Raw genomic sequence first — 11,141 nt, 5'->3', positions numbered from 1 at the left:
GCCCCTCTTCGGGGCTCCGCCCCGGACCCGCTTCGGGGGCCGGCCCCCGGACCCCGCTCCTCAAACGCCGGAGAGGCTGGAGTGTGCGGGCGGCCCTGGATTGTGCGGGCGGCTGGAATGTGCGGGCGGGCTCGAATGCGCAGGGCGGGACTGGAACATGCGGGCGGGCTGGAATACGCAGAGCGGGACTGGGTTTTGCCGGCCGGGGCCGGGGTTTGCCAGCCAGGGCCAGGACCTTCCGGCCGAGGCTGGGACCCTCCGGCCGAGGCGGGGACATCCCGGCCGGGGGCTGGGACCCTCCGGCTGAGGCCGGGATCTTCCTGCTGGGGATTTCCAGCCGAGGCCAGGCACCACCCAGCCCGTCCGGCGTTTGAGGACGAGGCCGTTCAGGCCGACAAGCGGGGGTCTGGGGGCGGCAGCCCCCAGGGATGGGATGGGACGGGTAGGGGCGGCGGGGGCGAAACACCCCCCCCACACCTCCCCGGCGGCCGGAGGTCCGTTCGCGGAGGCCTCGTGAAAAATGATCGATCAACTGAGTCGGAAAGGTCACACAGCACTTCCAGAAGCCGGGCAGAGCGGGCAGGATGAGCAAGTTGGCGGCACTGAGTGCCGCCAATAGGCCCGATAGTCGACCCCGAGTGCACTCTTCTGAGCCAATTGGGGGATGGTAGAGACAGTCAGGGCACCTCGAAGGTGAGGCACTACGTCGGTGAGGGATGACGTGAGCGACAACTCTGTAGTACTGCGGTACGGCGACGGCGAGTACACCTACCCGGTGATCGACAGCACCGTCGGCGACAAGGGCTTCGACATTGGGAAGCTCCGCGCCCAGACCGGTCTGGTGACTCTCGACAGCGGATACGGGAACACCGCCGCCTATAAATCCGCCATCACCTACCTCGATGGTGAGCAGGGCATCCTGCGGTACCGCGGCTACCCGATCGAGCAGCTGGCCGAGCGCTCCACCTTCCTGGAGGTGGCCTACCTGCTGATCAACGGTGAGCTGCCGACGGTCGATGAGCTGACCAGCTTCAAGAACGACATCACCCAGCACACCCTGCTGCACGAGGACGTCAAGAACTTCTACACGGGCTTCCCGCGCGACGCACACCCCATGGCGATGCTGTCGTCCGTGGTGAGCGCCCTGTCGACGTTCTACCAGGACAGCCACAACCCGTTCGACGAGAACCAGCGCAACCTCTCCACGATCCGGCTGCTCGCCAAGCTTCCGACGATCGCGGCGTACGCGTACAAGAAGTCCATCGGCCACCCCTTCGTCTACCCGCGCAACGACCTCGGGTACGTCGAGAACTTCCTGCGCATGACCTTCTCGGTCCCCGCCCAGGAGTACGACCTCGACCCGGTGGTCGTCTCCGCGCTCGACAAGCTCCTGATCCTGCACGCGGACCACGAGCAGAACTGTTCGACCTCCACGGTCCGCCTGGTCGGCTCGTCGCAGGCGAACATGTTCGCGTCGATCTCGGCCGGCATCAGCGCTCTGTGGGGCCCGCTGCACGGCGGCGCCAACCAGTCGGTGCTGGAGATGCTGGAGGGCATCCAGGCCTCCGGCGGCGACGTCGACACCTTCATCCGCAAGGTGAAGAACAAGGAGGACGGCGTCAAGCTCATGGGCTTCGGCCACCGCGTCTACAAGAACTTCGACCCCCGGGCGAAGATCATCAAGGCGGCGGCGCACGATGTCCTCTCGGCGCTCGGCAAGTCCGACGAGCTCCTCGACATCGCGCTCAAGCTCGAAGAGCACGCACTCGCGGACGACTACTTCGTCTCCCGCAAGCTGTACCCGAACGTGGACTTCTACACGGGCCTGATCTACCGCGCCATGGGCTTCCCGACCGAGATGTTCACGGTCCTGTTCGCCCTCGGCCGCCTCCCGGGCTGGATCGCCCAGTGGCACGAGATGATCAAGGAGCCGGGTTCCCGCATCGGGCGCCCGCGCCAGATCTACACGGGCGTCGTCGAGCGCGACTTCGTGCCGGTCGAGGCCCGCTAGGCGCTCCGCTCGGAGGGGCGGTTCATCGTCGTCTGTGGGTCGTTGTCCGCGGGTCGCGGGGGGCTGGTCGCGCAGTTCCCCGCGCCCCTTTCAGGGGCGCGGCCCCGGCTCGGGTCGCCGGAAGAAAAACTCGGAAGCAACGGCAAGAACGACAACAACGACAACAACGACAACAAAAGCGGAAGGCGCCCCGCCGCCGGTCCCCCCACGGGCCGACGGTCAGGGCGCCTTCCCATGTCCCGGTGCGGATTCCCCCCACGGGATCCGGCCGGGCGTCTGGTGGGCCAGCGCCTGAATCGCTGGTGAGCAGAACGAGCAAAACTCGGTCCACTGCTCCAGTGCGATCTGCCGGGGTACGTACGGACGGGAGGGCCGCTCAAAGCTCCCCGGTGCACGTGCCCCGGCCTCGCAGTTCCGGGAACGTCCCCCAAGACGTCCCCAGATGCCAGTCACGCCCCCCAAGACGCTTCTGACATCGCCAACTTAGACTCACGAACCCCTTCGATGGTTACGTTCACAACACTGTGATGTGCGTCTCTTGCATATGTCCTGAATCTGCGCAAGAGCCCCAATGCAGTGATCGGGGTCCAAGCGTAAGGATGATGCGCGAGCCTTGTGAAGAGCTTATGTGAGGCCGTTGCCGGACTCTAGAGGGACTTTTACCTCGTCGTCAGGAGAACGACCTCAGTCTCAGGCTGTTGGTCACCACGAACACGGACGAAAAGGCCATGGCGGCCCCCGCGATCATCGGGTTCAGCAGCCCGGCGGCCGCCAGCGGCAGCGCCGCCACGTTGTACCCGAAGGCCCAGACGAGGTTGCCCTTGATCGTGGTCAGGGTACGCCGGGACAGACGGATCGCGTCCGCGGCCACCCGCAGGTCCCCGCGGACGAGCGTCAGATCGCCCGCCTCGATCGCCGCGTCCGTCCCCGTGCCCATGGCCAGTCCCAGGTCGGCCGTGGCGAGCGCGGCGGCGTCGTTGACCCCGTCCCCGACCATCGCCACGGTCCGTCCCTCGTCGCGCAGCCGGCGGATCACGTCGGCCTTGTCCTCGGGCAGCACCTCGGCGATCACCTCGTCGATCCCGATGGCCGCGGCCACGGAGCGGGCCACCCGTTCGTTGTCCCCGGTCAGCAGCACCGGCGTGAGCCCGAGGCCGCGCAACCGCCGTACGGCCTCGGCGCTGGTCTCCTTGATCGCGTCGGCGACGGTGAGGACACCGAGTGCCACTCCGTCCCGGGTGACCACGACAGCCGTACGGCCCTCGGACTCGGCGGTCTCCTTGGCCGCCGCCAGCGCCTCCGGGAGCGGCCGGGAGGCCAGGCGGCCCACCTCGACGTCCTGACCCTCCACGCGGCCGCGTACGCCCCGTCCAGGCACGTTCTCGAAGGCCTCGACGGGCGGGAGCGCGGCGCCCAGGCGCTTTGCTGCGCCCGCGGCGACGGCGCGGGCGATCGGGTGCTCGGAGGCGTGCTCCACGGCGCCCGCGAGCCGCAGGACGTCCTTCTCGTCGGTGCCCTCCGCGACGTACACCTCCTGGAGTGTCATGTGGCCGGTGGTGACCGTGCCGGTCTTGTCCAGGACGACGGTGTCGACGCGGCGCGTGGACTCCAGGACCTCCGGGCCCTTGATGAGGATGCCGAGCTGGGCACCCCGGCCCGTGCCGACCAGCAGGGCGGTCGGGGTGGCCAGACCCAGCGCGCACGGGCAGGCGATGATCAGTACCGCCACGGCCGCGGTGAACGCGGCGGCGGTGTCGCCGGTGACGCCGAGCCAGCCGCCGAACGTACCGGCCGCGATGAGGAGCACCACCGGCACGAACACGGCGGAGATCCGGTCGGCCAGCCGCTGCACCTCGGCCTTGCCGTTCTGCGCGTCCTCGACCAGCTTCGCCATGCGCGCCAGCTGGGTGTCCGCACCGACACGGGTCGCCTCCACGACGAGCCGGCCGCCGGCGTTCACGGTGCCGCCCGTGACGGCGTCCCCGGCGGTCACGTCGACCGGCACGGACTCGCCCGTCAGCATGGACGCGTCGACCGCCGAGGCACCCTCGACGACGGTGCCGTCGGTGGCGATCTTCTCTCCGGGCCGTACGACGAACCGGTCGCCCGCGGCCAGCCGGTCCACCGGAACGCGCACCTCACCCCCGTCCCGCAGCACACAGACGTCCTTCGCGCCCAGTTCCATGAGCGCCCGCAGCGCCGCGCCCGCCCTCCGCTTCGAGCGGGCCTCCAGGAACCGGCCGAGCAGGATGAGCGCGACCACCCCGGCGGCCACTTCGAGGTAGATGGCCGACGAGCTCCCCGTACGAGAGACGGTGAGGTCGAAGCCGTGCCGCATGCCCGGCATGCCCGCGTGCCCCCAGAACAGCGCCCACAGGGACCAGCCGAACGCGGCGAGTGTGCCGACCGACACGAGCGTGTCCATGGTGGCCGCGCCGTGCCGCAGGTTCGTCCAGGCGGCCCGGTGGAACGGCAGTCCGCCCCAGACCACGACGGGCGCGGCGAGGGTCAGCGACAGCCACTGCCAGTTGTCGAACTGCAGGGCCGGGATCATCGAGAGCAGGACGACGGGGAGGGCGAGGACGACGGAGACCGTCAACCGCTGCCGCAGGGCGGCGAGTTCGGGATCGTCGGCCGGCTCGGCTGCGGGCGTCTCCTCCAGGGGTGGCGGGGGCTCCTCGGCCGTGTAGCCCGTCTTCACCACGGTGGCGATCAGATCGGCGACCTGTATTCCTTCGGAATACGTGACCTTCGCCTTTTCCGTCGCGTAGTTGACCGTGGCGGAGACGCCGTCCATACGGTTGAGCTTCTTCTCGACGCGGGCCGCGCACGAGGCGCAGGTCATCCCCCCGATCGTGAGCTCGATCTCCTGGAGGGGCTCACGTGTGAGAGCCTCGGCGATGGTGCCGGTCATGTCCGCTCAGGCCTTGCCCACGAGCTCGAAGCCGGCCTCGTCGACGGCGGCGCGCACGGCGTCCTCGTCGAGCGGGGCGGTGGAGACCACGGTGACCTCGCCGGAGGCGGCCACGGCCTTTACGGACGTGACGCCGTCGATCCCGGAGATCTCACTGGAGACGGAACCCTCGCAGTGCCCGCAGCTCATTCCGCTCACCTTGTAGACAGTGGTGACGGTTGTGACGGTGCCGGCAGTGTCGGTCTGGGCTGTCATGGCGTTGCTCCTCATGGAGGCGGATGGGGCCTACGTGACCTCAATCATACCCCTAGGGGGTATGGGTTCGGCAAGAGGTCCGCGACCGGTCCCGGCAGGGGCTCCACAGCGAGGCCGGCCGGCGGTTAGCGTTCGCTGGACGGTGATCTTCCGGATGGGTCCGGTGGGTACGGGCGAACCCCGGGGGACCCGGGTGGAAGGGCGTGGGTGTATGCGTGCGGTGGTGTTCGAGCGGTTCGGGGAGCCGGCCGAGGTGCGGCAGGTCCCGGACCCGGCACCTTCGGAGCACGGGGTCGTGGTGCGCGTCGAGGCCACGGGACTGTGCCGCAGCGACTGGCACGGCTGGCAGGGCCACGACCCGGACATCACGCTCCCGCACGTGCCGGGCCATGAACTGGCCGGAGTCGTGGAGGCGACGGGGGACCGGGTGGGCCGCTGGCGCCCCGGTGACCGCGTCACCGTCCCCTTCGTCTGCGCCTGCGGCACCTGCCCCGCCTGCGCCGCCGGGGACCAGCAGGTGTGTGAGCGGCAGACGCAGCCAGGGTTCACCCACTGGGGGTCGTTCGCCGAGTACGCGGCACTGGAACGGGCGGACGTGAACCTCGTCGCCGTACCGGACGAGCTGTCGTCCGCCACGGCGGCCGCGCTGGGCTGCCGGTTCGCCACGGCGTTCCGGGCGGTGGTGACCCAGGGGCGCGTCGCGCCGGGGGAGTGGGTTGCCGTGCACGGGTGCGGCGGCGTCGGGCTCTCTGCGGTGATGATCGCGGCGGCCTCGGGCGCGCGGGTGGTGGCCGTCGACGTGTCCGCCCGGGCGCTGGACCTCGCCCGGAAATTCGGTGCGGCCGAGTGCGTGGACGCCTCCCGCGTTCCGGACACGGCCCAGGCCGTGCGTGACCTCACGGGCGGCGGCGCCCATGTCTCGCTGGACGCCCTCGGCTCACCCGCCACCTGCGCGGCCTCGGTGAACGGTCTGCGCCGCAGAGGCCGCCACATCCAGGTCGGCCTGCTCCCCTCCGCGACCGGCACCACCCCGGTCCCCATGGCCCGCGTGATCGCCCTCGAACTCGAACTCCTCGGCAGCCACGGCATGGCCGCCCACGCCTACCCGCCGATGCTGGAACTGGTCCGGACGGGCGTCCTGCGCCCCGACCTGCTGGTCACGTCCACGATCTCCCTGGACGCGGTCCCGGCCGCGCTGGAGGCGGTCGGTACGGCAGCGGGCGCCGGGGTGACGGTCATAGACCCGTGGAGCTGAGCGCCCCTGCCTCCGGGCGACCCCGGTGGACGGCCCACTCCGGGGCGAGAACCGCCATCCGCACGGCGTCGATCCACCCGCCGTCCTGCCACAGGGCTTCCCGCTCCACGCCCTCGGCCACGAAGCCGGCCTTCTCGTAGGCGCGCCGGGCCCTCGGATTGTGGACGAAGACCCACAGCGACACACGGTGCAGGCCGAGCCGCTCGAAGGCGTACCCGACGGTCAGCCGCACGGCCTCCGTACCGAGACCGCGGTCGCGTCCTCCGGGGCCGATCAGTATGCGGAAGGTGCAGTTGCGGTTGTGCCGGTCCCAGTCGAAAAGGACGGCCTCACCGACGAGTTCACCGCTCGCCCGGTCGACGACGCCGAGGTCGAGCCGGTCGGTCTGCTCACCGCGGGAGCCGTACCAGGAGCGCAGCCGCTCCTCCTCGAACTCCACCGCCGGGCTGCCGGTCAGCCGGATCACCTCGGGATCGGCCAGAATCCGCGTCATCACCGGGGCGTCCTGCGCGGTGAACGGCCGCAACAGGGCCTTCTCACCGGCGAGGACCGGCTTGACGGAGAAGTCGGCGGCCGGGGCGGAGGGCGTCGTATCGGAGCTCATCCCCGGATTCTCGGCACCGTGCGAATGGGGCGGCAACGGAATAACGGGGTGGCAGCGGAATGACGGGGTGGCAGCGGAACAACGTCCCGCCGTCGGGCCCCGTCACTCGGTCCTGCGCCCCCGGTTGCCGGGGCGGGAGGCCGCCCAGGCCCGTACGGTGTCCGCGTACCAGTACGGTCTTCCGCCCTCCACCTGGTCGGGCGGCGGCAGGAGCCCGTGCTTGCGGTAGGAGCGGACGGTGTCGGGCTGCACCCGGATGTGTGCGGCGATCTCCTTGTACGACCAGAGGCGACGGTCGGCCATCAGGGGCACCTCCTCCTGCGCGCCGGGCGTAGTGCCGGCGATCACCATGCCTGCTGACCGGTCAACGAGGGTGACCGGCCAAGGGGTGATGGCTGTGGAGGAGGTGTGACTCACGGGTCGCGGACATGCGACATCTGTGACAGAGCGATGCCCTTTGTGACACGAGTGATGAATTCGGCAACGACAGAGGCAGCGGCAACGTGCTCTCGCATCAACATGCTCTCGTACCACCGCCCGCAGTGTTACGCGCGTCGCGAGCGGGAGCGCCTATGCCCCGCAGGACCTCAGAAGCGCCCGGGTCCGCTGAGCGATCGGCAGCGGACGGTCCGGCTCGCACGGGTACATGTCCTGCGCCACGATCGCGAACAGATCCACGTCCAGCTTCTGAGCGGCGGCGAGTACGGGCTCCAGCGCGGGCACGCCCGCGGGCGGCTCGCACATCACGCCCTTCGCCACCGCCGGCCCGAACGGGATCTCGTTCGCCCGCACCTCGGCGAGGATCTCCGGGTCCACCTGCTTGAGGTGCAGGTACCCGATCCGCTCCCCGTACGTCTCGATGAGCTTGACGCTGTCGCCCCCGCAGTACGCGTAGTGCCCCGTGTCCAGGCACAGCGAGACGACGGAGGGCTCCGTGCCGTCGAGGAAGCGGCTGACGTTCTCCTCGCTGTCGATGTGGGTGTCCGCGTGCGGGTGCACCACGATCCGCAACCCGTACCGCTCGCGGACCTGACGCCCCAGCCGCTCGGTCAGTTGCGTCAGGTACCGCCACTGCTCGACCGTCAGCGTGTTCGGCTCCAGGACCCTGCCCGTCCTGTCGTCCCGCCAGAAGGAGGGGATGACGACGAGATGGGACCCGCCCATCGCCTGTGTCAGTGCCGCGATCCCAGAGACGTGCGCCCACGTCGACTCCCACACGTCCGGGCCGTGGTGCAGCCCGGTGAACACCGTGCCCGCCGACACCTTCAGGCCACGCTTCGACGTCTCCTCGGCGAGCACGGCCGGGTCGGTCGGCAGGTACCCGTACGGGCCCAGCTCGATCCACTCGTAACCTGCCGCGGCGACCTCGTCGAGGAACCGCTGCCAGGGGACCTGCTGCGGATCGTCGGGGAACCAAACGCCCCAGGAATCCGGGGCTGATCCGATCCGGATGCGGGAAAGTGGGGACTGAGGAGACGGCGACGTCATGGGCGTCAGCGTGAGGGGGCCAGGTGACGCGTGTCAAGGCATGGTCCGAATGTCCGGACAAAATGTTGACAGGGGTCTGTGCGCGAGGCTAGATCTTGGGTCACGAGGCCGGGCGTGGGATGCGTTGCGGTCCCGAGCGGCCCGTGACGTCGGGCCCAGATCGCCTCCGGCGCGGGAGGCCGCTTTGCTTTGGCAGGAGCGAAGTGCGAGCGATGACTCCCCGCCCGCTACGGCCCCGCGCCGGAGGTCCCCGACGTCGGGTGGACGGCGGTTCGCCGCCCGAGAGAACACCTTGCCGGTGCCCGTGAGGCCACCTGGCAGGCAGGCGCACCATTGAGACGTGGGCACGGCGGAGCCGTACCGCAGGTGGTGGATCTGCTTACATCCGGCCCACGTCGAGAACACAGGGGGATGCCGATGACCTCAACGACGAGGCTGACGGTCGCTCAGGCGCTGGTGCGGTTCCTGGCCGTCCAGTACACGGAACGCGACGGCGAGCGGCAGCGGCTGATCGGAGCCACCTGGGGCGTCTTCGGCCACGGCAACGTCGCCGGGCTCGGACAGGCGCTCGTCGAGTACGGCGGCGACATGCCGTACCACCAGGGCCGCAACGAACAGGCCATGGTGCACGCGGCGGTCGGCTACGCGCGTCAGTCGAACCGCCTGTCCACCCACGCCGTCACGACGTCGATCGGGCCGGGCGCCACCAACCTGGTGACCGGCGCCGCGCTCGCCACGATCAACCACCTCCCGGTCCTGCTGCTGCCCGGCGACATCTTCGCCACCCGCCCGGCCGACCCGGTGCTCCAGCAGCTCGAAGTCCCTTACGCCGGCGATGTGTCGGTCAACGACTGCCTGCGCCCGGTGTCGAGGTACTTCGACCGGATCACCCGCCCCGAGGCCCTGATCCCGGCCGCGCTCCAGGCGATGCGGGTGCTGGCGGACCCGGTCGACACCGGTGCCGTGACGCTGGCCCTCCCGCAGGACGTGCAGGCCGAGGCGTACGACTGGCCGCAGGAGTTCTTCGCCGAGCGCACCTGGACGGTGCGCCGCTCGGCCCCCGACACGCGTGAACTGGCCGCCGCGGTCGCGGCGATCCGCCAGGCCCGGCGCCCCCTCATCGTGGCGGGCGGCGGCGTCCACCACAGCCGCGCCGAGGAGGCGCTCGCCGAACTCGCCGACGCCACCCGCATCCCCGTCGCCTCGACCCAGGCGGGCAAGGGCTCCCTGCGCCACGACCATCCGCAGGACGTGGGCGGCATCGGCCACACCGGCACCGCCACCGCCGACGAACTCGCCCGCACCGCCGACCTGGTGATCGGCGTGGGCACGCGCTACACGGACTTCACCACTGCCTCCGGCACCCTGTTCACCGGCGAGGGCGTCCGCTTCCTCAACCTCAACATCGCGCCCTTCGACGGCCACAAGCTCGCCGGGCTCCCGATCGTCGCCGACGCGCGCGCGGGCCTGGAGGAGCTCACCCAGGCCCTCGAACTGCACGACCACCAGGTCGGCGACTCCTACGTCAGCGAGTACACCGACGACAAGCAGCGCTGGGAGTACCGCGTCGACGCCTGCTACGAGTGCGACGAGCCCGACGTCCGGCCCACCCAGCCCCAGGTGCTGGGCCTGCTCGACGAGATCGTCACCGAGGAGGACATCATCGTCAGCGCGGCCGGTTCCCTCCCCGGCGACCTGCACAAACTGTGGCGGACGCGGTCGAGGGACCAGTACCACCTGGAGTACGGCTACTCCTGCATGGGCTACGAGATCCCGGCCGCGATCGGCGTACGCATGGCCGCGCCCGGGCGTCCCGTGTGGGCGCTGGTCGGCGACGGGACGTACCTGATGATGCCGACGGAGCTCGTGACGGCCGTGCAGGAGAACATCCCGGTCAAGGTGCTGATCATCCAGAACCACGGGTACGCCTCCATCGGCGGCCTCTCCGAGTCGGTGGGCGGCGAGCGGTTCGGCACCGCGTACCGCTACCAGTCCGACGACGGCACGTTCACCGGCCCGCCCCTGCCCGTGGACCTCGCGGCCAACGCGGCCAGTCTGGGCATGCGGGTGCTGCGCGCGAAGACGGTGCGCGACCTGCGGGCCGCGCTCGCCGAGGCGCGGGCCGCCGACACCCCCACCTGTGTCCACGTGGAGACCCAGACGGCGGACACGGTGTCGGGCGCGCCCCCGGCCCAGGCCTGGTGGGATGTTCCCGTGGCCGAAACGGCGACGCGATCGTCGGCGGTCAAGGCCCGTGAGCTGTACGAACGACAGGTCTCCACTCGACGCCGCCATCTGTGAGGGACCACTCGCCCCCGCCGCCCCTACCCGTTCCCGTCCCTTCCCTGGGGGCTGCCGCCCCCAGGCTCCCGCTGGTCGGCCTGAACGGCCTCGTCCTCAATCGCCGGACGGGCTGGGGGTGCCTGGCCTCGGCCGAAAACCCCCAGCCGGAAGATCCCGGCCTCAGCCGGAAGATCCCGGCCTCAGCCGGAAGATCCCGGCCTCAGCCGGAGGGTCCCGGCCCCCGGCCGGAGGGTCCCGGCCCCCGGCCGGAAGGCCCCAGCCGCGGCCGGAGGGTCCCGGCCCCCGGCCGGAAGGTCACGGCCCTGGCTGG

At 70.5% G+C, this 11,141-nt stretch carries 8 protein-coding genes; 3 read left to right on the top strand and 5 right to left on the bottom strand.

The annotated features are described in order from the left end of the window. Positions 1-721 precede the first annotated feature (721 nt). Positions 722-2,011, top strand: coding sequence for a citrate synthase (locus E0500_RS02165; RefSeq protein ID WP_131570715.1), 1,290 nt, complete (start codon positions 722-724; stop codon positions 2,009-2,011). Between the two features lie 670 nt (positions 2,012-2,681). Here the strand turns inward: E0500_RS02165 and E0500_RS02160 are convergent. Then, positions 2,682-4,925: a cation-translocating P-type ATPase gene (locus tag E0500_RS02160; RefSeq protein ID WP_131570713.1), complete on the bottom strand. Its 2,244-nt coding sequence runs from the start codon at positions 4,923-4,925 to the stop codon at positions 2,682-2,684. A gap of 6 nt (positions 4,926-4,931) precedes the next feature. Next, positions 4,932-5,180 (bottom strand): heavy-metal-associated domain-containing protein, encoded by a 249-nt coding sequence (locus E0500_RS02155; RefSeq protein WP_131570711.1) that lies wholly within the window; start codon positions 5,178-5,180, stop codon positions 4,932-4,934. A gap of 211 nt (positions 5,181-5,391) precedes the next feature. Here E0500_RS02155 and E0500_RS02150 point away from each other — a divergent pair, with 211 nt between their 5' ends. After that, positions 5,392-6,435 (top strand): zinc-dependent alcohol dehydrogenase family protein, encoded by a 1,044-nt coding sequence (locus E0500_RS02150; protein ID WP_131570709.1) that lies wholly within the window; start codon positions 5,392-5,394, stop codon positions 6,433-6,435. Here E0500_RS02150 and E0500_RS02145 read toward each other — a convergent pair. The 3 genes from E0500_RS02145 to E0500_RS02135 all read right to left on the bottom strand — a co-directional run bounded on the left by E0500_RS02145 (position 6,416) and on the right by E0500_RS02135 (position 8,527). Beyond that, positions 6,416-7,039, bottom strand: a complete 624-nt coding sequence (locus E0500_RS02145) for a GNAT family N-acetyltransferase (protein ID WP_131570707.1) — start codon at positions 7,037-7,039, stop codon at positions 6,416-6,418. The two genes, E0500_RS02150 and E0500_RS02145, sit on opposite strands and share 20 nt — an antisense overlap. Before the next feature lie 102 nt (positions 7,040-7,141). Continuing rightward, positions 7,142-7,342: an AlpA family transcriptional regulator gene (locus tag E0500_RS02140; RefSeq protein ID WP_131570705.1), complete on the bottom strand. Its 201-nt coding sequence runs from the start codon at positions 7,340-7,342 to the stop codon at positions 7,142-7,144. Between the two features lie 267 nt (positions 7,343-7,609). Then, the gene (locus E0500_RS02135; RefSeq protein WP_131570703.1) at positions 7,610-8,527 is read right to left on the bottom strand and encodes a sugar phosphate isomerase/epimerase; all 918 of its coding nucleotides are present in this window, start codon (positions 8,525-8,527) and stop codon (positions 7,610-7,612) included. 417 nt (positions 8,528-8,944) lie between these two features. Here E0500_RS02135 and iolD point away from each other — a divergent pair, with 417 nt between their 5' ends. After that, positions 8,945-10,828: a 3D-(3,5/4)-trihydroxycyclohexane-1,2-dione acylhydrolase (decyclizing) gene (gene iolD, locus E0500_RS02130; protein ID WP_131570701.1), complete on the top strand. Its 1,884-nt coding sequence runs from the start codon at positions 8,945-8,947 to the stop codon at positions 10,826-10,828. The last annotated feature ends 313 nt before the right edge of the window (positions 10,829-11,141 follow it).

This window comes from Streptomyces sp. KM273126, assembly GCF_004337435.2.
Lineage (GTDB): Bacteria > Actinomycetota > Actinomycetes > Streptomycetales > Streptomycetaceae > Streptomyces > Streptomyces acidicola.
Note: the sequence above shows the minus strand (reverse complement) of the source record. Positions and strands in the feature narration are given on the sequence as shown.

Bases quoted from the DNA above. Each gene is read 5' to 3' on its own strand.
- E0500_RS02160 (WP_131570713.1), bottom strand. From the start codon at position 4,925: ATGACCGGCACCATCGCCGAGGCTCTCACACGTGAGCCCCTCCAGGAG.
- E0500_RS02155 (WP_131570711.1), bottom strand. From the start codon at position 5,180: ATGACAGCCCAGACCGACACTGCCGGCACCGTCACAACCGTCACCACT.
- E0500_RS02150 (WP_131570709.1), top strand. From the start codon at position 5,392: ATGCGTGCGGTGGTGTTCGAGCGGTTCGGGGAGCCGGCCGAGGTGCGG.
- E0500_RS02145 (WP_131570707.1), bottom strand. From the start codon at position 7,039: ATGAGCTCCGATACGACGCCCTCCGCCCCGGCCGCCGACTTCTCCGTC.
- E0500_RS02140 (WP_131570705.1), bottom strand. From the start codon at position 7,342: ATGGCCGACCGTCGCCTCTGGTCGTACAAGGAGATCGCCGCACACATC.
- E0500_RS02135 (WP_131570703.1), bottom strand. From the start codon at position 8,527: ATGACGTCGCCGTCTCCTCAGTCCCCACTTTCCCGCATCCGGATCGGA.
- iolD (WP_131570701.1), top strand. From the start codon at position 8,945: ATGACCTCAACGACGAGGCTGACGGTCGCTCAGGCGCTGGTGCGGTTC.